20 protein-coding genes and 6 pseudogenes are annotated in these 21791 nt (G+C 62.0%); 22 read left to right on the forward strand and 4 right to left on the reverse strand.

All coding sequences use genetic code 11. The features are described 5' to 3' along the window. The first annotated feature begins 303 nt into the window (after positions 1 to 303). From rsxA to gloA, 8 genes are all read left to right on the forward strand, one after another. Positions 304 to 885, forward strand: a complete 582-nt coding sequence (gene rsxA, locus J9889_RS21835) for an electron transport complex subunit RsxA (RefSeq protein WP_039038677.1) — start codon at positions 304 to 306, stop codon at positions 883 to 885. A gap of 4 nt (positions 886 to 889) precedes the next feature. Further along, entirely contained in the window at positions 890 to 1456 is a 567-nt protein-coding gene (gene rsxB / locus J9889_RS21840) for an electron transport complex subunit RsxB (RefSeq protein ID WP_210558170.1), read from the forward strand. Positions 1457 to 1470: 14 nt separating this feature from the next. Continuing rightward, on the forward strand, positions 1471 to 4104 hold the full coding sequence (rsxC, locus tag J9889_RS21845) for an electron transport complex subunit RsxC (RefSeq protein ID WP_210558171.1): 2634 nt from the start codon (positions 1471 to 1473) through the stop codon (positions 4102 to 4104). Positions 4105 to 4107: 3 nt separating this feature from the next. Then, positions 4108 to 5160, forward strand: coding sequence for an electron transport complex subunit RsxD (rsxD, locus tag J9889_RS21850; protein WP_210558173.1), 1053 nt, complete (start codon positions 4108 to 4110; stop codon positions 5158 to 5160). A gap of 43 nt (positions 5161 to 5203) precedes the next feature. Then, positions 5204 to 5836 carry an electron transport complex subunit RsxG gene (gene rsxG / locus J9889_RS21855; protein WP_210558175.1) on the forward strand — a complete coding sequence of 211 codons (633 nt, stop codon included), beginning with the start codon at positions 5204 to 5206 and terminating at the stop codon, positions 5834 to 5836. A gap of 16 nt (positions 5837 to 5852) precedes the next feature. Further along, positions 5853 to 6611 (forward strand): electron transport complex subunit E, encoded by a 759-nt coding sequence (locus tag J9889_RS21860; protein ID WP_010674312.1) that lies wholly within the window; start codon positions 5853 to 5855, stop codon positions 6609 to 6611. A gap of 14 nt (positions 6612 to 6625) precedes the next feature. After that, positions 6626 to 7267, forward strand: coding sequence for an endonuclease III (gene nth / locus J9889_RS21865; protein WP_005302279.1), 642 nt, complete (start codon positions 6626 to 6628; stop codon positions 7265 to 7267). A 77-nt stretch (positions 7268 to 7344) separates the two neighbouring features. Then, positions 7345 to 7752: a lactoylglutathione lyase gene (gloA, locus tag J9889_RS21870; protein WP_010674310.1), complete on the forward strand. Its 408-nt coding sequence runs from the start codon at positions 7345 to 7347 to the stop codon at positions 7750 to 7752. A gap of 69 nt (positions 7753 to 7821) precedes the next feature. On the opposite strand, the pseudogene J9889_RS21875 reads toward gloA, so the two are convergent. Continuing rightward, positions 7822 to 9453 (reverse strand): annotated as a pseudogene (locus J9889_RS21875) (methyl-accepting chemotaxis protein). Positions 9454 to 9748: 295 nt separating this feature from the next. Between J9889_RS21875 and J9889_RS21880 the strand changes: the two are divergent. The 14 genes and pseudogenes from J9889_RS21880 to pseI all read left to right on the forward strand — a co-directional run bounded on the left by J9889_RS21880 (position 9749) and on the right by pseI (position 20363). Beyond that, positions 9749 to 10678 carry a ZIP family metal transporter gene (locus J9889_RS21880; RefSeq protein ID WP_210558177.1) on the forward strand — a complete coding sequence of 310 codons (930 nt, stop codon included), beginning with the start codon at positions 9749 to 9751 and terminating at the stop codon, positions 10676 to 10678. 23 nt (positions 10679 to 10701) lie between these two features. Further along, positions 10702 to 10818: pseudogene (locus J9889_RS21885) on the forward strand (ZIP family metal transporter); the annotation flags it as partial. Positions 10819 to 10841: 23 nt separating this feature from the next. Further along, positions 10842 to 10958: pseudogene (locus J9889_RS21890) on the forward strand (ZIP family metal transporter); the annotation flags it as partial. 142 nt (positions 10959 to 11100) lie between these two features. Then, a complete protein-coding gene (locus tag J9889_RS21895; protein WP_210558179.1) occupies positions 11101 to 11859 on the forward strand; it encodes a transporter substrate-binding domain-containing protein in 759 nt (252 codons plus the stop codon). A 100-nt stretch (positions 11860 to 11959) separates the two neighbouring features. Continuing rightward, positions 11960 to 12652 carry a 5'-methylthioadenosine/S-adenosylhomocysteine nucleosidase gene (gene mtnN / locus J9889_RS21900; RefSeq protein WP_210558181.1) on the forward strand — a complete coding sequence of 231 codons (693 nt, stop codon included), beginning with the start codon at positions 11960 to 11962 and terminating at the stop codon, positions 12650 to 12652. A 26-nt stretch (positions 12653 to 12678) separates the two neighbouring features. Then, positions 12679 to 13611, forward strand: a complete 933-nt coding sequence (locus tag J9889_RS21905; protein ID WP_210558184.1) for a cobalamin biosynthesis protein — start codon at positions 12679 to 12681, stop codon at positions 13609 to 13611. Next, a complete protein-coding gene (locus tag J9889_RS21910; RefSeq protein WP_210558186.1) occupies positions 13604 to 14443 on the forward strand; it encodes a cobalamin-binding protein in 840 nt (279 codons plus the stop codon). The genes J9889_RS21905 and J9889_RS21910 overlap by 8 nt, the downstream gene beginning before the upstream one ends. Before the next feature lie 101 nt (positions 14444 to 14544). After that, positions 14545 to 15549 carry a UDP-N-acetylglucosamine 4,6-dehydratase (inverting) gene (pseB, locus tag J9889_RS21915; RefSeq protein WP_210558188.1) on the forward strand — a complete coding sequence of 335 codons (1005 nt, stop codon included), beginning with the start codon at positions 14545 to 14547 and terminating at the stop codon, positions 15547 to 15549. Continuing rightward, positions 15546 to 16691 (forward strand): UDP-4-amino-4,6-dideoxy-N-acetyl-beta-L-altrosamine transaminase, encoded by a 1146-nt coding sequence (gene pseC / locus J9889_RS21920; RefSeq protein ID WP_210558190.1) that lies wholly within the window; start codon positions 15546 to 15548, stop codon positions 16689 to 16691. The genes pseB and pseC overlap by 4 nt, the downstream gene beginning before the upstream one ends. Before the next feature lie 57 nt (positions 16692 to 16748). Beyond that, entirely contained in the window at positions 16749 to 17459 is a 711-nt protein-coding gene (gene pseF, locus J9889_RS21925; protein ID WP_210558193.1) for a pseudaminic acid cytidylyltransferase, read from the forward strand. A 122-nt stretch (positions 17460 to 17581) separates the two neighbouring features. Further along, positions 17582 to 17818: a hypothetical protein gene (locus J9889_RS21930; protein ID WP_246878162.1), complete on the forward strand. Its 237-nt coding sequence runs from the start codon at positions 17582 to 17584 to the stop codon at positions 17816 to 17818. Then, entirely contained in the window at positions 17819 to 18763 is a 945-nt protein-coding gene (locus tag J9889_RS21935) for a hypothetical protein (protein ID WP_210558195.1), read from the forward strand. It begins immediately after the preceding gene. Continuing rightward, the gene (pseH, locus tag J9889_RS21940) at positions 18745 to 19308 is read left to right on the forward strand and encodes a UDP-4-amino-4,6-dideoxy-N-acetyl-beta-L-altrosamine N-acetyltransferase (protein ID WP_210558197.1); all 564 of its coding nucleotides are present in this window, start codon (positions 18745 to 18747) and stop codon (positions 19306 to 19308) included. Before J9889_RS21935 ends, pseH begins: the two co-directional genes overlap by 19 nt. Further along, positions 19305 to 20363, forward strand: a complete 1059-nt coding sequence (gene pseI, locus J9889_RS21945; RefSeq protein WP_210558199.1) for a pseudaminic acid synthase — start codon at positions 19305 to 19307, stop codon at positions 20361 to 20363. Before pseH ends, pseI begins: the two co-directional genes overlap by 4 nt. A gap of 64 nt (positions 20364 to 20427) precedes the next feature. Here the strand turns inward: pseI and J9889_RS21950 are convergent. The 3 pseudogenes from J9889_RS21950 to J9889_RS21960 all read right to left on the reverse strand — a co-directional run. Next, positions 20428 to 20709: pseudogene (locus J9889_RS21950) on the reverse strand (IS3 family transposase); the annotation flags it as partial. A gap of 68 nt (positions 20710 to 20777) precedes the next feature. Beyond that, positions 20778 to 21194: pseudogene (locus J9889_RS21955) on the reverse strand (ATP-binding protein); the annotation flags it as partial. 39 nt (positions 21195 to 21233) lie between these two features. Continuing rightward, positions 21234 to 21644, reverse strand: a pseudogene (locus J9889_RS21960) (integrase core domain-containing protein); the annotation flags it as partial. Between the last annotated feature and the right edge of the window lie 147 nt (positions 21645 to 21791).

Genomic DNA, 21791 nt, shown 5'->3' on the forward strand with positions numbered 1-21791 from the left:
CTGCGTGTGGTTATGAGGCGAACGCCGATGTGAACGGCGCTCGCAATATTTTAGCGGCGGGACACGCCGTTTTAGCCTGTGGAGGCGTGGTGCAATCAGGCCGCCCGATGAAGCAGGAACCCGGTACTGCGCGAGCAGCTATCACCAAGTAATGGGAATCCCCCTCCTGTGACGCGAAGCGCTAAGGTGGGGGAGGATGTCAAGAATTGGGCATTCGAATAATAACCATACGGCCTTGCGGTTGTCTAAAGGCACCTAACATCAGATAATACGGCCGCCTTCATACCGGATAACCCATCTTCAATGACTGAGTACCTGCTTTTACTGGTCGGCACCGTGCTGATCAACAACTTCGTGCTGGTGAAGTTCCTCGGCCTTTGCCCCTTCATGGGTGTCTCCGGCAAGCTGGAAACCGCCATCGGCATGGGTCTGGCCACCACCTTCGTCATGACGCTGGCCAGCGCCTGCTCCTATCTGATGGAGCACTATATCCTGATCCCGCTGGAGATCGCCTACCTGCGCACCCTGGGCTTCATTCTGGTGATCGCCGTGGTGGTCCAGTTCACCGAGATGGTGATCCGCAAGAGCAGCCCGACCCTCTATCGCCTGCTCGGCATCTTCCTGCCGCTCATCACCACCAACTGTGCCGTGCTCGGCGTGGCGCTGCTCAGCATCAACGAGCGCCACAACTTCATCCAGAGCATCATCTACGGCTTCGGGGCTGCCGTCGGCTTCTCCCTGGTGCTGATCCTTTTTGCCGCCATGCGTGAGCGGCTGGTGGCCGCCGACGTGCCGGCACCGTTTCGTGGCGTCTCCATCGCCATGGTCACCGCTGGCCTGATGTCGCTGGCCTTCATGGGCTTTACCGGCCTCATCAAGATATAACGCTATGATTCACATACTCTTTGCCATTCTGGTGCTGGCCCTGCTTGCCCTGGCCTTCGGCATCATTCTCGGCTTTGCCGCCGTCAAGTTTCATGTGCAGGCCGATCCCATCGTCGATCAGCTCGATGCTCTGTTGCCCCAGACCCAGTGCGGCCAGTGCGGTTACCCGGGCTGCAAACCCTACGCCGACGCCCTGGCCAATGGCGACAAGATCAACAAGTGCGTGCCCGGTGGCGACGCCACCATGCGCAAGATTGCCGACCTGATGGGGGTCGAGCCCCAGTCTCTGGACGGCGGTGAAGACGCGGCAATCCCCGTCAAGAAGGTGGCCTTCATTCACGAAGACATGTGCATCGGTTGCACCAAGTGTATCCAGGCCTGTCCGGTCGACGCCATCCTGGGTGCCACCAAGGCGATGCATACCGTCATCGCGGCCGAGTGCACCGGGTGCGACCTCTGCGTCGACCCCTGCCCGACCGACTGTATTGAAATGATCCCGGTGCCGACCACGGTCGACAACTGGAAATGGGATCTGGCCAAGATCGCCATTCCGGTCAAGATAGTGGAATAAACAGCGGAGTAACCATGCAGCATCTGCTCGAACGCATCAAAGCCGGCACTCTGTGGGATTTTCACGGCGGCATCCATCCCCCCGAGAACAAGCACCAGTCCAGCCTGACCCCCGTCGTTGACGCGGGCCTTCCCCCACAGCTCATCATTCCGGTGCGCCAGCACGCGGGTCCGGCCGGCGAACTGCTGGTGCGGGTGGGGGACAAGGTCAAGAAAGGGCAACCCCTCACCCGTTTTGACAAGGGACGCATCGTGCCGGTGCACGCTTCCACCTCGGGCACCATCACCGCCATCGAGCAGCACACGGTGGCGCACCCCTCCGGTCTTGACGATCTCTGCATCCTCCTCACCCCGGACGGAGACGATGCCTGGGGCGAGCGCACACCCCAGCCTGACTACTGGAACCTGGAGCGGGGGGCGTTGCTCGAACGCATCCAGCAGGCCGGCATCGCCGGTCTCGGCGGCGCCGTCTTCCCGACCCACAGCAAGCTCGACGGCCGTGGCCAGCTCACCGAGATCCTCATCGTCAACGGGCTGGAGTGCGAACCCTACATCACCACAGATGACCGTCTGATGCAGGAATACGCCGACGAGATCATGGACGGCATCCGGGTACTCAAGCACCTGCTCAAGCCCAAGCTCACCCTGATCGGGGTGGAAGACAACAAACCGGCGGCCATCGAGGCCCTGACCCGCCATGCCAGCGACGCCGACGTGCTGGTCAAGTCGGTACCGACCAAGTACCCCTCCGGCGGCGCCAAACAGACCATAGAGCTGCTCACCGGACGCCAGGTGCCCAAGGGAGGCAGGGCGGTCGACATGGGCATCATGGTGCTCAACGTCGCCACCGTCTTTGCCATCAAGCGCGCCATCATCGATGGGGAGCCGCTCATCGAGCGCATCGTCACCCTCACCGGCGACGCCTTCAAGAAACCCGGCAATGCCTGGGTGCGTCTGGGCACGCCGGTACGCTGGCTGCTCCAGCGTTTCGAGCTGCAACCGGAGGCGGATCAGCGGGTCATCATGGGGGGCCCCATGATGGGCTTCACCCTGCCCCACGCCATGGTCCCCGTGGTCAAGGCCACCAACTGCCTGCTCTCCCCCACCCGCGCCGAGCTGCCGCCCCCCGGCCCGGAACAGGCCTGCATCCGTTGCAGTGCCTGCGCCGATGCCTGCCCCGCCACCCTGCTGCCCCAGGAGCTTTACTGGTACAGCCGGGTCAAGGAGTACGACAAGGCCGAGAAGCTCAACCTCTTTGACTGTATCGAGTGCGGCGCCTGTGCCTGGGTCTGCCCGAGCGAAATCCCCCTGGTGCAGTACTACAAGATCGCCAAGGATGACATCCGCGAGGCCCGTGCCGAGGCCGAGAAGGCCGAACGTGCCAAGCAGCGCTTCGAGGCCAAGCAGGCTCGCTTCGAGCGTGAGAAGGCGGCCCGCGAAGCCCGCCACGCCGAGGCCGCAGCCCAGCGTCGCCAGGCCATGACGACGGCCGGGGGCGAAGATCCGGTCGCCGCCGCCCTGGCCCGTATCAAAGCCAAACAGGAGACGGCCCAGGTGGCCGTGAGTGAACCCGCACCGGACAACGAGGCCATGATTGCCGCCCGTGAGGCGCGCAAGCAGGAGGCCATCGCCCGTCGTGCCGCCAAGGCCGCCAATGGCGAGGGCAATGAACTGACTGACACCCCGGCACCTGGGGAGCAACCTCCCAAGGCAGAGCTGGATCCCAAGAAGGCCGCCATCGCCGCTGCCCTGGCACGGGCCAAGGCCAAGAAGGCTGCCCAGGCGCAAGGTGATGGGCCGGTGGTCGCGGATAAAACATCCGTGAACACAAGCGATAACGCCGTTGAGGCCCCGGCCGCCGCATCCGAGCCCGCCGCCGAGGTGGACCCCAAGAAGGCGGCCATTGCCGCCGCCATCGCCCGGGCCAAGGCCAAGAAGGCTGCTCAGGCGCAAGGGGATGGGCCGGTAGTCGCGGGGGAGGCATCCGTGAACACAACCGATAACGCCGTTGAGGCCCCGACCGCCGCATCCGAACCCGCCGCAGAGGTGGACCCCAAGAAGGCGGCCATTGCCGCCGCCATCGCCCGGGCCAAGGCCAAGAAAGCCGCCCTGGCGCAAGGGGACGCACCGCCGGACGCGGATAAGACATCCGTGAACACAACCGATAACGCCATTGAGGCCCCGGCCGCCGCATCCGAGCCCGCCGCAGAGGTGGCCCCCAAGAAGGCGGCCATTGCCGCCGCCATCGCCCGGGCCAAGGCCAAGAAAGCCGCCCAGGCGCAAGGTGACGGGCCTGTGGTCGCGGGTGAGACATCCGTGAACACAACCGATAACGCCGTTGAGGCCCCTGCTGCCGCATCCGAACCCGCCGCCGAGGTGGACCCCAAGAAGGCGGCCATCGCCGCCGCCATCGCCCGGGCCAAGGCCAAGAAAGCCGCCCAGGCGCAAGGTAACGCACCGCTGGACGCAGGTGGCATCTCCGCAAACACAAGCGATACCGCCACCGCCGAGGCCCCTGCCGCCGCATCCGGACCCGCCGCCGAGGTGGACCCCAAGAAAGCGGCCATCGCCGCCGCCATCGCCCGGGCCAAAGCCAAGAAGCTGGCGGCCGAGGCTGCCTCCTCCCCTTCGACCGACAAGAGCCACTGATCCATGTTCAATATCGCGAGTGCGCCCTTTGCCCACAACCGCAAACAGACCCAGACCCTGATGGTGCTGGTGATCCTGGCCTGCCTGCCCGGCTTCCTGGCGCAGACCTGGTTCTTCGGCTGGGGGACCCTGATCCAGATCCTGCTGGCGCTGGTCACGGCCCTGGGTTCGGAGGCCCTGGTCCTTCGCCTGCGCGGCCGCCCCGTCAAACCGGCCCTGCTGGATGGCAGCGCGGCGCTCACCGCCGTGCTCATCGGTCTCTCCCTGCCCCCCCTGCTGCCCTGGTGGATGCTGGTGCTGGGCACGGCGTTCGCCATCATCATCGCCAAGCATCTCTATGGCGGGCTCGGTCAGAACCTGTTCAATCCTGCCATGGTGGCCTATGTGCTGCTGCTGGTCTCCTTCCCGGTCCAGATGACCAGCTGGCTGCCCCCCTCCAGCATCGCCGCCTACGACATCGGCTTCGCCGATGCGGCCTCGGTGATCTTCACCGGCTTCAGTCTCGACGGCTACAGCATGCTGCAGCTCAAGCAGGGGGTGGATGGCCTGACCATGGCAACGCCGCTGGATACCTTAAAGACCGGGCTGACCCAGGGGCTGACCGCCACCGAAGTGATGACCCACAAGGTCTTCGAGGGCTGGGGTGGCATCGGCTGGAGCTGGGTCAACCTCGGCTACCTGCTGGGAGGCCTCTTCCTACTCCAGCAGAAAGTGATCAACTGGCGCATTCCGACTGCCGTGCTGGGCGCATTGCTGCTCGCTGCCACCCTGGGCTATCTGGCCACCCCGGATGCCACTGCCACCCCCATGCTGCACCTGTTCAGCGGTGCCACCATGCTCGGGGCCTTCTTCATCGCCACCGATCCGGTGAGTGCCAGCACCACCACAAAGGGGCGCCTCGTCTACGGTGTGCTCATCGGCGTGCTGGTCTATGTCATCCGCCGTTTTGGCGGCTATCCGGATGCCTTCGCCTTCGCCGTGTTGCTGGCCAACCTGTGCGTTCCCCTGATTGACAGTCTGACCCGCCCCAAGGTCTATGGAGCCCGTCGCAAATGAACCCACATCTGAATTGCCGCAGACGCGAGACAGGGAGCCTCCCATGTTGAAAAGCATGCGCAAGAATGGCCTGACCCTGGCCCTCTTTGCCCTCGGCTGCACCGCCATGGTGGTGCTGACCAACGAACTGACCCGGGATCGCATCGCCCACCAGCAAGAGCTGGAGAAGCTGCGCACCCTGCAGGCCCTGCTGCCCGAGGGGAGTTATGACAACGATCTGGTGGCCAGTTGCAAGCTGGTCAGCAGCCGGGAATACCTAGGCAGCGATGAGCCCATGCCCCTCTATACCGCCACCCTTAAGGGGGTTCATACCGGCTACGCGCTGGAAACCGTGGCCCCCGATGGTTACAGTGGAGCCATTCGCATGGTGGTCGGCACCGATGCCAAGTGGGCCGTCAGTGCGGTCAGGGTGCTGGCCCACAAGGAAACCCCGGGGCTTGGTGACAAGATAGAACTGAAGAAATCCAGCTGGATCGACAGCTTCACCGGCAAGTCCCTCACGGCCGACAACGACACCACCTGGGCGGTGAAGAAGGATGGCGGCGAATTCGACGCCTTCACCGGGGCAACCATCACCCCGCGGGCCGTGGTCAAGGCGGTGAAAAATTTGCTGAGGCTGCAACAGGAGCACCCCGAACTGCTGCACGATGCCCCCTCCTGCCATACCAACCCCTAACGCCGGAGCACACGCTATGGAACAAGTCGACGTGATTGACACGGCCAGCCAACCCGCCGGGGAAAGTGGCCGCCGCGAAGAGCTCAAGGAGCTGATGCTGCAGGGACTGTGGAAGAACAACCCCTCCCTAGTGCAGGTGCTGGGACTCTGCCCCACCCTGGCGGTTTCCTCCACCTTTACCAATGCGTTGGGGCTCGGCCTTGCCACCATGGTGGTACTGGTCTGCTCCAACCTCGCCGTCTCCCTGGTGCGCAACTGGGTGCCCAAGGATATCCGCATCCCGGTCTACGTGATGATTATCGCGGCCCTGGTGACCAGCGTGCAGCTGTTGATGAACGCCTACACCTACGGCCTCTATCAAGCGCTCGGCATCTTCATCGCCCTCATCGTCACCAACTGCGTCATCATCGGCCGCGCCGAAGCCTATGCCTCCAAGAACCCGCCCCTGCTTGCCGCCCTCGACGGCTTCATGATGGGGCTGGGCTTTACCCTGGTGCTGCTGGTACTGGGGGGCCTTCGCGAGATCATCGGCATGGGCACCCTGTTTGACGGTGCCGAGCTGCTGCTGGGTGACTGGGCCAAGTCATTGCGCGTCGAGCTGTTCCACGCCGACGCCAGCCTGCTGCTGGCGATCCTGCCCCCCGGCGGCTTCATCGGCCTCGGTTTGATGATCGCCGGCAAAAACGCCATCAACGACTGGATGGGCCGCAAGCAGAGTGCCGAGAAGGCCCACTGCACCGTGCCGGCGGCGGGCGCCCGCACTACCCAGCTCTGAGACAAGAGAGAGCCATGAACAACCAGAAACGCAGGCTGATCCTGGAGCGGTTGCGCGATGACAACCCCCATCCCACCACAGAGCTCAACTTCACCACGCCCTTCGAGCTGCTCATCGCCGTGCTGCTTTCGGCCCAGGCCACCGACGTGAGCGTCAACAAGGCCACCGACAAGCTCTATCCGGTGGCCAACACCCCCCAGGCCATGCTGGATCTGGGGGTGGATGGGGTCAAGGAGTACATCAAGACCATCGGCCTGTTCAACACCAAGGCCGAGAACGTCATCAAGACCTGCGCCATTCTGCTGGAGCGCCACGGCGGCGAGGTGCCGGAGAATCGCGAGGCCCTCGAGGCCCTGCCCGGCGTCGGCCGCAAGACGGCCAACGTGGTGCTCAACACCGCCTTCGGCTGGCCCACCATCGCCGTCGACACCCATATCTTCCGGGTCTCCAACCGCACCGGCTTTGCAGTGGGCAAGAACGTCGATCAGGTGGAGGAGAAGCTGCTCAAGGTGGTCCCCGCCGAGTTCAAGCTGGACGTGCATCACTGGCTCATCCTGCACGGGCGTTACACCTGTCTCGCCCGCAAGCCCCGCTGCGGCTCCTGCATCATCGAAGATTTGTGCGAATACAAAGAGAAGGTCTATCCCGAGAGTTGATCTGCAGGCCTCTGCGGATCCGGTCTCGGGCAATGGATTCAAGGCAGTACCAATCCACCAACCCGGAGAATTGAGCAATGAGAATTCTGCATACCATGTTGCGCGTCGGCGATCTGCAACGTTCCATCGACTTCTACACCCGAGTGCTGGGCATGACACTGCTGCGCAAGAGCGAGAACAGCGAATACAAGTACACCCTGGCCTTCGTCGGCTACGGCGACGAGAAGGATGAAGCCGTCATCGAGCTCACCTACAACTGGGGCGTGAGCGAATACGAGCTCGGTTCCGCCTATGGTCACATCGCCCTGGAAGCGGACGACATCTATGCCACCTGCGAGGCGCTGCGCGCCGCCGGCGCCAAGATCACCCGCGAACCGGGCCCTGTGAAGGGCGGTACCACCGTCATCGCCTTCGTGGAAGACCCGGACGGCTACAAGATTGAGCTGATTGCCAAGAAAGACGCCGGTACCGGCCTGGGCGCCTGAGCCCACGCCGCCTGGCGGTGAGAAAAACAACGGGGCCCAGGGCCCCGTTTTCATTGGCTGCGGCCACCGTCAGGCCAGGCGGAAGCGCCCCATGCTCTGGCGCAGACCCGCCGCCAGCTGGCTCAGCTCCAGACAGGCTTTGGCGGTGTGATCCGCGCCGGTCGCGACCTCGTTGGAGGAGTCGTTGATGCGCGCCACGTTGCGGCCCAGCTCATCGGAGACCGCATCCTGCTCGCCACAGGCACTGGCAATCTGGATCGCCATGTCGGCTATCTGGGCCACCGCCTCTTCAATCTGACGAATGCCCGCGCTGGTGCGTTCGCTCTGGCTCACGCACTGGCGGATCATCTCGCAACTCTGGCCGGTCACCGACTTCGCCCGGTTGGCACGGGCCTGCAGGGTCTCGATGATGGCGACGATTTCGCCGGTGGAGGCCTGGGTACGCCCCGCCAGGGTGCGCACCTCGTCGGCCACCACCGCAAAGCCGCGCCCCTGCTCACCGGCACGGGCCGCCTCGATGGCGGCATTGAGTGCCAACAGGTTGGTCTGGTCGGCAATGCCGCGAATGACATCCACCACCAGGTTGATCTGGGCGGACTCTTTCTCCAGTTCACTCACCAGGTTGCCCGCCTGCTCCATCTCACCAGCCACCCGGGTGATGGCATCCAGGGCCCCCTGCACATCCTGACTGCCGCGACGAGCCAGGGCATTGGCAGAGCTTGCCGACTCCGAGGCCACCTCGGTGTTGCCCGCCACATCCGCTACCGTCGCCTTCATCTGGGCCATGGCGGTGGCGACCTGGGCTATCTCCTGCTGCTGGCTCTGGATCCCCTGGGATGATTGCTCGGAGACCGCGCTCACCTCCTCGATGGCGGCCCCCAGCTGGGTCACGGCGGCGGCCACCTCCTCGATGAGCCCACGCAGGTTGTCCTGCATCTTGAGGGAGGCGCTGGCCAGCATCCCCAGTTCGTCCTGCCCGATGTGCTGGCGATCCAGCCGATGGGTCAGATCTCCCAGGGCGATGGCATTGGCCTAGGCCACCACGGCTTGCAGGGGCAGGCAGATCTGGCGGGTGAGGAACCAGGTCATGACCCCCATGAAGATCAGCAGGGTCGCGATGCTCACCACGGCAAAGGTCATCACCATGGTGACGCTGCCAAGCAGGCTGCCACGGTTCTCTTCCACAAAGCCAAGATTCACCTTCACCAGGGCACGCACCGCCAGCTCCAGCTCGGTGTAGAGCCCGTTCGAGCGAAACAGCGCCTCCCTGGCCTCATCCCTGCTGCCCTGGAACAACAGGGCATCCACCTGGTTGACGGCCCCCAGATATTGCAGCCGCTGCTGCTTGACGCGGTTGAAGGCCTGGCGTTCATGCTCGGCCCCCACGGTTGCCTCGTAGGCATCCATGACCTGCTGCACCTTGCCCAGGCTCTCCTGGATGCGGGCGCGGCGAACCTGCCTGTCGACGGCATCTTCCACCATCAGCAGGGCAAACTGGGCACGGCGCACATAGGAGACGTCGTAGGGCAGGTTGTCAACCGAGAGCACGCTTGGCAGGGTGGAGTCGGTGAAGTTCAATACCCGATCCCGAATGTCCCGCAGTTCGGTGGCGAGAAACAGGCCGAAGACGGCGTTGATGACAGCAATGACCGCAAAGACGGCGGCAATCTTCTTGCCGATGGAGAGATGCTTGTAAGACATGTTGGCTGGTGATCCTCGACTGCAGATGTGCAGTGGCACAATGATCACATCCGTGTAAGCGGTGACCCGAGACTCCTGACGGGAAATGACGATGGGAGCAAAGAGAGGGGATCCCTTGCTTCCCGCTCGCCCCACGCCGGGCCTTGTGCCCGCCACGAGGCTGCCAGCACAGTAGCGACCAGCTCGACGCAAAACTTGAGCCGATTGCCACAATCGGTCCGTCGTCATGGACAAAGCAGGGGCCAGGTTATGTAATGGCCGTTCGTCTCTCCCCATTCCTGTCTTCAGAGGCCCCATGGACAACGTATCGACCCTCTCCCCTTCCTGGTCTGTCCAACTGCGCGAGCAGATAGCAGATCGCCCCCTCATCGCCCTGGGGCTGCTGCTCGCCCTGGTCGCCGTGCTGCTGCTCCTGGTGCAGAGTCTGGTCGTGCTGGCGGCCGGTGACATCACCGCCGGCATGCGCTATGGCCTCATCGGCGGTGCCGCCGGCTTTGCCGCCACGGCGCTCGGCGCCCTGCCGGCCCTGTTCCTGCGGGCCGTTCCCCAACGGGTGGAAGACGCCATGCTGGGTTTTGCCGCCGGCATGATGCTGGCCGCCAGCGCCTTCTCCCTGTTGCTGCCGGGCCTCGAGGCCGCGGAGGGGATCACAGGCGACGGCTTCCTCGCCGCCGCCGTGGTGGTGACGGGCATGGCTCTCGGCGTCCTGCTGATGCTGGGGCTGGATCAGTTCACCCCCCATGAGCACGACAAGACGGGGCCCTGCGGTCCCGGCCACGAGAGCTGCTCCCGGGTCTGGCTGTTCGTGTTCGCCATCGCCCTGCACAACCTGCCGGAGGGCATGGCCATCGGGGTCAGCTTCTCCCAGGGTGACATGGCCGTCGGTCTGCCGCTCACCACCGCCATCGCCCTGCAGGACATTCCCGAGGGGCTGGCGGTGGCGCTCGCCATGTGCGCCGCCGGTTTTCGTCCCCCGCTGGCCGTGCTGGTGGCCATCGCCAGCGGCCTGCTGGAACCGCTCGGGGCCCTGCTCGGGGTGGGGCTTGCCAGCGGCATGGCCATCGCCTACCCCATTGGTCTGGGGCTCGCGGCTGGTGCCATGCTGTTTGTGGTCTCCCACGAAGTGATCCCGGAAACCCATCGCAACGGCCACCAGACCCACGCCACCCTGGGCCTGATGGCAGGCTTCGCTCTGATGATGACGCTGGATACAGCCCTGGGATGAAACGCCGATGCCTCATGCAACCCGTGGTCTCCCACGAAGTGATCCCGGAAACCCATCGTAACGGCCACCAGACCCACGCCCCCCTGGGTCTCATGGCGGGCTTCGCCCTGATGATGACACTGGATACAGCCCTGGGGTGAGACGCCGATGCCCCATGCAACCCGTGGTCTCCCACGAGGTGATCCCGGAAACCCACCGCAACGGCCACCAGACCCACGCCACCCTGGGTCTCATGGCGGGCTTCGCCCTGATGATGACCCTCGACACCGCGCTCGGCTGATCACCCCCCTCAAGCCCCGTGCTCCCGGTGACGACAGCGCGCCCCCCTTGAAATAAGAGGGGGAAATCGCCTAATGTTGAGCCCCCGGCGCCCTTTGACTGGTTGATGTACGGCGCCTGAATCCCATCGGAAGCCTGCCCGGATGACCCTCAGGATAATCCTGCTGCTGTGCCTGCTTGTCCTCACCACCAGGGCCATTGGCGCCACCGAGGTCTTTCATACGGCCGCACAACAGGCGTCGTCCCCCAAGTACGTGACGCTCCCCGACGGGCATGTCGGCGGGATCTGCGTCGATGTCTTCCGGCTCATGGAAGCGAAGGAGCCTGCCCTTCGCATTGAGGGAGATCAGCGCTTCCTGCCGCTGCGACGGCTGGAAAAGAAGGTGCAGCACGGCCAGCTGGACTTCATCTGCGGCGTGGGAGAGAGCCCGGCCAGGCGGGATCACTTCATCGTCCTGACCCCCGCCATCTTCACGGTGCGCTACCACCTGGCGGTGCGCCGTGACGATCCCGTCGAGATACGCAGCTGGCAGGATGTCAGGGCCCTCGGCCAGGGGGGCATCATCCTCATCAACCATGGCAGCGGCGCCATCGCCCGGCTCCAGGACATCGGCGGCCTCATCATCGACAGCGGCGGGATCAGCAACCAGGCCAACTACGAGAAGTTGTTGATGAAGCGCGGCCGTTTCGTCTACTACCGCTCCCCGGGGTTTGAGTCCGACTTGCGCGAACAGGGGCTGGCCGACAAGATCCGCATCCTGCCCACCGTGATGGAAGAGACTCCCTTCTACATCCTGTTCCATCGCCACAGTGCCCCCGAGCGCCTGACCCTGTTCGCCAACACCCTGCAACGGCTCGCAGACAGTGGTGAACTGGCCGCCCTGGCCAGACGCTACCCCTGACCCCCCATCCGCGCCATCGCAATGCTCGGCGCCACCGCCAAGTTTTGCTATCATCCACGCCAACTTTTTCGGCCCAGCGGCCATCGAGACGAGGTAGATGATGAAAGTAGGTATTATCGGCGCCATGGAGCAGGAAGTAGCCCTGCTGCGCAGCCAGCTGAGCGAGCCCACCACCCTGCAACTGGGCGGCTGCGAGTTCTATCAGGGCAAGCTGGCCGGTAAAGAGGTGATCCTGACCCGCTCCGGCATCGGCAAGGTCGCCGCCAGCGTCGCCACCAGCCTGCTGCTGGAAAAGTTCGCTCCCGATTGTGTCATCAACACCGGTTCTGCCGGCGGCTTCGCCCAGGATCTGCACATCGGTGACGTGGTCATCGCGAGCGAGATGCGCTTCCACGACGTGGACGTGACCGCCTTCGGTTACGAAATGGGCCAGATGGCCCAGCAGCCCGCCGCCTTCCCCTGCGACGAAAAGCTCATCGCCCTGGCACAAGCCTGCATTGCCGAGCAAGGCAAGCACCAGACCAAGGTCGGGCTCATCTGCACCGGTGATCAGTTTATGTGCAAGCCCGAGGCGATTGCGAAAGCCCGCGCCGACTTCCCGCAGATGCTGGCGGTGGAGATGGAAGGGGCCGCCATCGGCCAGGTGTGCCACATGTTCAAGGTGCCCTATCTGGTGGTACGGGCCATGTCGGACATCGCCGGCAAGGAGCAGGTGGAATCCTTCGATGCCTTCATCGAGGTGGCGGGTCAACACTCCGCCGAAGTGATCATCGCGCTGCTCGGCAAGCTGTGATCGACGCCCCCTCCTGGGATGCCCTGATGACCGCCCTCGCCTCCACGACGGCGGCCATCATGGTGGGGGCCGCCCTGCTGGAGGCCCTGCTGCCCTGGCCCGCACGCTTTCGACCCGGCGCAGCCGTGTCTCTGCTCACCCGCCTCGGCCAGAAGGTCTATCGCCCCGACGGCACGCCACGCCAGCAGAGCCAGGCCGGGCTCCTTGCCCTGCTGGTGGTCTGGGTGCCCTGCGCTGCCGGTCTCTGGGCGGTGCGCAATCTCTCCCTGTCCGAGCCCCTGTTCGACCTCCTGTTCCTGCTGCTGATGCTCGAATCCCGCCCCTTGCGGGAACTCGCCCGAGGGAGCTGCGCCCTGGCGACCCAGGAGACGCTGGTCGTAGCGAGGCTGCAGGTCGCCCCCTGGCTCAAGCGGGAAACCGGCAAGCTCTCGGTGATGGGGTTGAACAAGGCGGTGAGCGAGACCTGCGTACTGCGCATCGTGGGTCAGTGGGCCGCCCCCCTGCTGGGCTTCGCCCTGGCCGGGGTACAGGGTGCCCTGCTGGTGCGGCTCGCCCAGTTGACCCATCTGGCGTGGAACCCCAAGCAAAGCGCGTTCGTCCACTTCGGCCGCCCGGCTGCGGCGCTCTATCAGGGTTTCTGCGCCCCCGCCATCCTGTTGCTGGCGCTCCCCCTGTGCCTGACCCAAGTGCGCGGACTGGGCAACAGAGTGCGACCTGCGCTGCATTGGCCCCATCCCGCCATGGGGGTCCTGCTCGCGCTGCTGGCCCGGGCGACGGGCCGCCGACTCGGCGGCCCCCGCTACTATCAGGGCCAGCTGGTTCGCTTTCCGGTATTTGATGAAGGGAGCGAACCCGATGCCAACCTGCCCCTGCGCCTGCTGCAACGTCTGCAACTGACCGGCTGGGGCTGGCTCGGGCTCTCGCTGCTCCTGACATGGATGGCGCTCAATCATGGCTGATCGCGTTTCCCTTCGTGCCCTGGGCCTGCTTGTCTGCCTGCTGGGCACCTCACTGTGCGCCATGGCCACCCCGCCGCAGCGCATCGTGAGCCTCACTCCCCATCTGACGGAACTTCTGTTCGATATCGGCGCCGGGGATCGCGTGGTCGCCACCGACGATGCCTCCGATTACCCCGCCGAGGTGGCCAACCTCCCCCGGGTGGCCAACTATCGCAGCATCAACCTCGAGGCGCTGCTGGCCCAGAAGCCGGATCTGGTAGTGGCCTGGCGCTCCGCCCAGGCCCGCATGCTGGGCCCGGTCGAGCGCCTCGGCATCCCCGTCTTCTACTCGGAGCCCACCGACTTTGCCTCCCTGGCCACCGAGATGCGCAGCCTGGGGCACCTGCTCGGGCTCACGCCCAGAGCCGACGAGCAAGCCCGCGCCTATCTGACCCGGCTCGACGCCCTGGCTGCGCGCTACGGCGAGCCCAAGCCCCTGTCTGCCTTCTATCAGCTCTGGTACCCGCCGCTCACCAGCGTCAATAATTCGACCTGGCCGGGGCAGGCCATCACCCTCTGCGGCGGACGCAACATCATGGCGAATACGGGAGCAGCCTACCCCCAGGTCGGGCTGGAGCAGGTGATCAAGGCCAATCCCGGGCTTATCCTGGCTGGCGGCCAGGATCCTTCCGTGCTGGATCACTGGCGGCAGTGGCCCATGCTGGACGCCGTCAAACACCAACGGCTCGCCCTCATCAACGCCGATGAACTGCACCGCTTCACCCCCCGCGCCCTCAACGCGGTGGAGCAGATATGCGAGGCGATCGCCGGGAGCAGCGCGCCAACTCCTTGATACCGCCTTCGTCACGGCGATGCTCTCTCCCATATCGCTGGTTATGGCATAAAATATGCTCTTGAATCTAACAAACACTCACTTCATAACGGGACCATGACATGTTCAACGGCAAAACGATCCTGATCACCGGGGGAACCGGCTCCTTTGGCAAGAAGTTCATCGAGGCTGTCCTCTCCCTCTACACGCCGAGCCGATTGATCGTCTACTCCCGTGATGAACTCAAGCAGTTCGAGATGCAGCAGCGTTTCAATCACCCCTGCATGCGCTATTTCATCGGTGACGTACGGGATGCCGAGCGCCTGGACATGGCCATGCACGGCGTGGACTTCGTGGTGCATGCCGCCGCCCTCAAGCAGGTGCCTGCCGCCGAATACAACCCCATGGAGTGCATCAAGACCAACATCCATGGTGCGGAAAACGTCATCAAGGCGGCCCTCAACAACGGGATCGAGAAGGTGATCGCCCTCTCCACCGACAAGGCGGCCAATCCGGTCAACCTGTATGGCGCCACCAAACTCTGCTCCGACAAGCTGTTCGTCGCCGCCAATAATATGGCGGGCAAGCACCCCACCATTTTCTCCGTGGTACGTTATGGCAACGTAGTCGGCTCCCGGGGCTCTGTGGTGCCCTTCTTCGATCGCCTGATCAAGGAAGGGGCCAGCAGCTTGCCCATTACCCATGCCGAGATGACCCGTTTCTGGCTCACCCTGCAACAGGGGGTCGAGTTCGTGCTGACCAACTTTGCCCGCATGAAAGGGGGGGAAGTGTTCGTTCCGAAGATCCCGTCGGTACGCATCACGGATCTCGCCAGCGCCATGGCGCCGGACTTGCCCCAGGAGATCATCGGCATCCGTCCGGGCGAGAAATTGCACGAGGTGATGTGTCCGGCTGACGACTCCTACCACACCTATGAATTTGACGACTATTACGTCATCGCTCCCAGTATCACCTTCAATCACCGTAACGATGACTTTTCTATCAGTGCTGCAGGAGAGCAGGGTTACAGCGTGCCTATTGGATTTGAATACAATTCTCTCAATAACCCAGTCTTCATGTCCCAGAGTGAACTACAACAACTCAATAAGGAGGTACTGGCGGAATGATCCCTTATGGCAAGCAGGACATTACGGCGGCAGATATAGCTGCTGTCACTGCAGTACTAAACTCCGAGTTCCTGACTCAAGGCCCTAAAATCGCCGAATTCGAACAGGCCCTTTGTGCTTATACAGGGGCTAGGTATTGCCTAGTAGCAGCAAGTGGTACTGCTGCTTTGCACTTGGCGGTTGCAGCTATGGAATTGCCCGAAGGTAGTGAAGGTATCACTACACCCATTACCTTTGCCGCCACGGCAAACAGCATGGTTTACTGTGGTATCAACCCGGTATTCGCAGATATAGACCCCATCAGCTATAACCTATCCCCCAGCTCAGTATCGGCCCGTATAACTTCAGCCACTCGGTTACTCAGCCCTGTTCATTTTGCAGGTCAACCTGCGGACATGCCGGCTCTTTCCCTCATCGCCAAACAACATGGTCTAAAAATCATCGAGGATGCAGCCCATGCGATTGGCTCCTGCTACGCCGATGGTAGTCCGGTTGGCAGTTGTCGCTATTCGGATGCCACCATCTTCTCATTTCACCCTGTAAAAACTCTTACTTGTGGTGAAGGGGGTGCAGTGATGACGAATGACCCTACCTTGTATCAGCGCATGTTGCTGCAACGCAGCCATGGCATTACCAAAGATCCTGCTCTAGTCAGCCAACAACCGGGGCCCTGGTATCACGAGATGCAGACCCTAGGCTGGCATTACCGCATGACTGACATGCAGGCGGCCCTGGGCTTAAGCCAGTTGCAACGCCTAGATCTGTTCAAGGCGCGCCGCCGTACCCTGGTAGCGCAATATAACCAGGTACTGGCAGAACTTTCCTGGCTTAAGACTCCCCAGGAAATGGAGGGGCTCTCCTCTTGTTTCCATCTCTATGTGGTAGAAATCGATTATGCAGCTATTGGTAAGAACCGCAGCGAAGTCATGGCTTCATTGATGGCTGAGGGCATTGGCACTCAGGTTCACTATATTCCTGTGTATCATCATCCTTGGTATCGTGAGCAATATGGAGACAAAACAGGATCATGTCCGGTAGCAGAGCGTTATTATCAGCATTGTCTCTCTTTGCCTCTCTATTTTACTCTGAGTGACGAAGAGCAGAGCCATGTAATCCAAGCTATACAACGCTTGGCCCGCTAGTCAGAAAATACTGTGTATCACTCTCGACAGCCCGACCTCTATGACATGGAAACTCCTATGACCACAGCACAGACCCTGGCCATCATCCCTGCTCGGGGAGGAAGCAAACGCATTCCGGGTAAGAATATCCGTCCTTTTGCTGGTGTTCCTATGATTGTGCATTCAATTAGAGCTGCACAGGACGCGGGCTGTTTTGATCAAATCATCGTCTCAACCGATGATGAACTGATCGCAGAAGTTGCTCTTCAGTACGGTGCAAGTGTGCCATTTATCCGCCCTCCTGATTTAGCCGATGACCATGCGGGAACCCAAGAAGTGATCGCACACGCCATCAACTGGGCCATCTCACAAGGATGGCAACTCGGTTCAGTGTGCTGTCTATATGCAACGGCGCCTTTCGTCCGTGCGGATGACCTACGTACTGGCCAAAATATACTAGAAGAGGGCCATCAGCATTTTGTTTTTAGTGCCACTACTTTTGATTACTCTCCTTACAGAGGATTTATTCGATCTGGTGATGGTGTCGAAATGCTTTTTCCCGAACACTTTCCCACCCGCTCCCAGGACTTACCCGAGGTCTTACACGATGCGGGGCAATTTTATTGGGGTAAGCCCACAGCTTGGTTAACCGAGCAGCGGCTGTTCAGTGCCAATGCCAGCCCCCTGATGCTGCCAAGGCACCGGGTTCAAGACATAGACACCCTCGAGGATTGGCGCAGGGCCGAATTACTGTGGCAATTGCTCAAGCAGGAGGAAGTCACATCATGAGTGCCCACATTTTCTCTACGACATCAGAAAATGCCCTGTCCTTGAACATTTACAGTAGAGGAAATGCCAGCTGCCTATTGAGTCATCTCAACTATTTCGCAGTCAATGCCGTGAGCAAGAAAATGCGTCGACTCGATACCTTGTCCCAACAGTTGAATGCCCCAAGCTGGCTGCTCAAGAGCTATTTCATCCAGGAGCTGTGCAAGCGGGCCATCCTCAGCCTCGGCAGTCACAACCTGAACCTTGCCCACGGTGAAGAAGATGTCCACACCCTGCTGGCCGTCTACGCCGAGATCCTGCCGGCGCTTATTCGCCTGGACGCGGACAAGGCCATCCAGCCGGTATTCAAGGTGCGCTGAGTGCTGCCTCTGTGGATTTTCAGTGAAGGGGACAAGGCCCGGGGCCTCGGTCACCTCAGCCGCTGCGGCGCCTATGCCGCCGCCTGGCGACAACAGGGCGGCCAGGTCCACTGGGTGATAGAGGGCGATGAACTCGCGCAAGCCATGCTCAAGGGGGAATCCGTCAGCTGGGGCAACTGGCAGCAGCAGCGTATCTCCCCGCAACAGGCGGTCGCCATCGTCGACTCCTATTCGGCCACTCTGGAGACCCTGCAGAGCATCTCGGCAGGCTTTTCACGGGTGATGTACCTCGATGATACCGAACGGCTGGATTACCCCCAGGGGCTGGTGATCCACGCTTGCCCCGGCGCCCCGGGCATCCCATCCGGCTCCGCCACCTGGCGCTGGGGACCGGGCTGGCAGCCCCTACGCCCCCCGTTCTGGTCCGTGCCTCCCCGCACTCGAGTCTCAGAGCGCATCGAGCGCATCCTGATCATCATGGGGGGAACCGACATCCGCGACCTGACGCCGAGTCTGGTGACCTTGCTGCACCAGCACGCCCCGGATGCCGAGTTGCACGTCGTCAACCGGGAACCGGATCCCCGCCTGTGGGGATGCAGACAACATCACAACCTCGACGCAACCCAGATGGCTGACCTCATGTGTCACTGCGATCTTGCCATCAGTGCAGCCGGGCAGGCTGCCTATGAGCTGGCTCGCTGTGGCCTGCCTGGCATGCTGATCGGCGTCGCCGACAACCAGGCCAACCAGCTGGCTGGCTGGTGCTGCCCCGATGCCTTTCTCTCTGGGGGATGGTGGCATGATCCCGCCTTGATCTCCCGCCTGGAACAGGGGCTGTCCAGGCTGTCGGCATCGGACGAGCGCGCCAGACGGGCGCACAGATTGCAGGCACTCATGGCGGGCAACGGCACCCTGGAGGCACTCGCATGGCTCAACCAGGCCTAGTGCTGCTGCAGCGCTTCAATCTCGCCGGGATCCACCTCATCCCCTTCGCTATGCTGGACGAGCAGCAAGTGATCACCGTCTGGCAGATGCGCAACCATCCGAAGGTCGCTCGCTGGATGAACACAGGGGGCGACATCACTCTGGCTGCGCACCGTGCTTTCATGGCGCGTCAGTCTCAGGACTCTCACAACGTCAACTATCTCTGCCAGGACGACAAGGGGCCTGCCGGCGTCATCTCCCTGCATAGGCTGGACTGGCACAACCGCCTAGCCTGGCTCGGGATCTATCGCAATCCCTTTCGCCCCGACAAGGGGCTGGGCGCCCGCCTGCTGGCCACCGTCAACCGGCTCGCCTTCGAGGTCGCCCAGCTGCACACCCTCAAGCTCGAGGTGGCGGCAGACAATGAAAGAGCCATCCAGGCCTATCTGCGCGCAGGCTTTCGCCATGAAGGCGCCTGGCGAGAGGCCATCAGCCGCCCCCAGACAACCAATTATGTCGATCTCGTGCTCATGGGGCTCACTGAACAGGAGTGGAAACATCCATGACCCAAGCCATGGCTAGCGTCATCAATCCGAATCGATGCTTCATCATTGCCGAGCTGTCGGCCAATCACGGCCACGACCTGGCAACGGCCCTCGCGACAGTGCGCGCGGCCAAAGCGTGCGGGGCCGATGCCATCAAGATCCAGACCTATACGGCCGACACCATCACCCTTGACTGCGACAACGAGTACTTCCAGATCAATCAGGGCACTCTCTGGGATGGCACCACCCTGCACAAGCTCTATCAAGAGGCATACACCCCCTGGGAGTGGCATGCCGCCATCCAGGCAGAAGCACACAAGGAGGGGCTCATCTTCTTCTCCACCCCCTTCGACCCCAGTGCCGTCGATTTTCTGGAGGCTCTCGACGTCCCCCTCTACAAGATCGCCTCCTTCGAGATCACCGACATTCCCTTGATCGAGTACACCGCCAGCAAGGGCAAGCCGATGATCATCTCGACCGGCATCGCCACCCTGGCCGATATCGATGCCGCCGTGCAGGCCTGCCGCCGCATGGACAATCACGACATCACATTGCTCAAGTGCACCTCCTCCTACCCCGCCCCGGTGGAAGAAGCCAACCTGCTTACTATCCCCAATATGAGGCAGACGTTTGGTGTCCAGGTGGGATTATCCGACCACACTCTGGGAGAGGCGGTCGCCATGGCTGCCGCCGCCCTGGGCGCCCGCGTGATAGAGAAGCATTTCATCCTGGACCGCACCTTGGGTGGGCCGGATGCCTCCTTCTCCATGACACCGGATGAATTCGCTCATATGGTCGAGGGAGTACGACAAGTCGAGGCCGCCCTGGGAGAGGTTAGCTACCAACTCAACGACAAGACGCTGCGAAACCGGCAATTTGCCCGCTCCCTCTTCGTCTGCGAGGACATGAAAGCGGGGGATACCTTCACGTCCCGCAATGTTCGCTCCATCCGGCCAGCCCACGGGTTGCCCCCGGTTCATCTTCCCTCCCTACTGGGTCGCCGTGCCAGCCAGGATATCCAGGCTGGCACACCGCTGGCATGGTCATTGATTGCCCAAGTTGCCGAGGAGCAGTAGATGCAACAGAAAAACGTCTTCATGGCCCGGGAAGGGAATGAGTGAGGTGTCCTGACAAGATTGGGCTGTAGATGTCCTCTATCAGATAGAGGTAGTAATACTGGCCGCGCACGAGTGACGGCAAGTAGGTGATATCCCAGGACCACACTTGATTGGGCCCAGTCGCGGTATGGCTGGTTGGTACCGGCACATGACGCGGTGGCTGGCTCCGGCCACGCCTGTGCTGCTGGTCAACCGCCCGCAAGATGCGATAGAAGCTCGACTCACTGGCCAAGTAGCGCCCCTGGTCGGCCAGCCGTGGCACAATTTGACTCGGCAACGAGGCGAACTCCTGGCTATTTGTCAACGCCGACCGAAAACTGATCCACTCTGGCTAATTTCGCCGATTGAAAAGTGATCCACCCGGACATGGGGTTAATTGGTTTGGGGTGTGGCCCCCGCTTTGCGTTTCTCTTTCAAACGATAGCTTTCACCGCTGATCTGAACGATGTGTGCATGATGTAACAGTCTATCGAGCATAGCTGCCGTCAGTGTCCGATCATCGGCAAAGGTGCTGGCCCACTGGCTAAAGGGCAGATTGCTCGTCAAGATCAGGCTCCCTTTCTCATAACGTTTGGCGATCACATTGAAAAACAGGTTTGCTTCCTCACGCCCAAACGGCAAGTAGCCTATCTCATCGATCACCAGTAAACGCGGCCCCATCACGACACGTCTGAAGTAGGCATTAAGCCGCTCCTGTCGTTGAGCTGCTTGCAGCTGCAACATCAGGTCTGCTGCGCTGATAAATCTGGTCTTGATGCCAGCCATCAGAGCCCGATAGGCCAGTGCGATGGTATTCCCCCCATTCTTAGGGGCACTCAAAAGTAGAGGTCATGCGGCCTGCATTAGGCGCTGTTTTGGTGTGTAGCCACCCAGCGCCATATTGGGCCGCTCATGGTTATACGTCCACAACCAGTTTGTGGCAAATGCCTGCAATTCATTCAGTGACTCAAACAGGTAATGACCCAGCCAGTCGTAACGTACCGTGCGGTTAAACCGCTCGATATACGCGTTCTGTTGGGGATTGCCCGGCTGGATATACCGTAGCGCTATCCATTCCTGCTGAGCCCAGCGCTTGAGCTCCTCGCTGATATATTCCGGGCCATTATCGCAGCGGATCTCCACCGGCTTTCCCCGCCACGCGATCACTTGCTCCAGCGCCCGTTTGACCCGTGTGGCAGGCAAGGAGAAATCCACCTCGATGCACAGTGCTTCGCGGTTGAAGTCGTCGATCACATTAAACCCGACATTCCGCACCTGATTTAGGAATAAATTTGCCGATAGCGCTCACCCAATACCTCCAAAATGATCTGCTGGTCTCCTGTTAGCTCCGTTACTTGTGGCGGAGCTTCTCCCAGTCGATATTCATGGATGCCACCAAAGCGCAAA

The sequence above is a fragment of the Aeromonas sp. PrichA-15 genome (assembly GCF_017939245.1).
Classification (GTDB): Bacteria; Pseudomonadota; Gammaproteobacteria; order Enterobacterales; family Aeromonadaceae; genus Aeromonas; species Aeromonas caviae.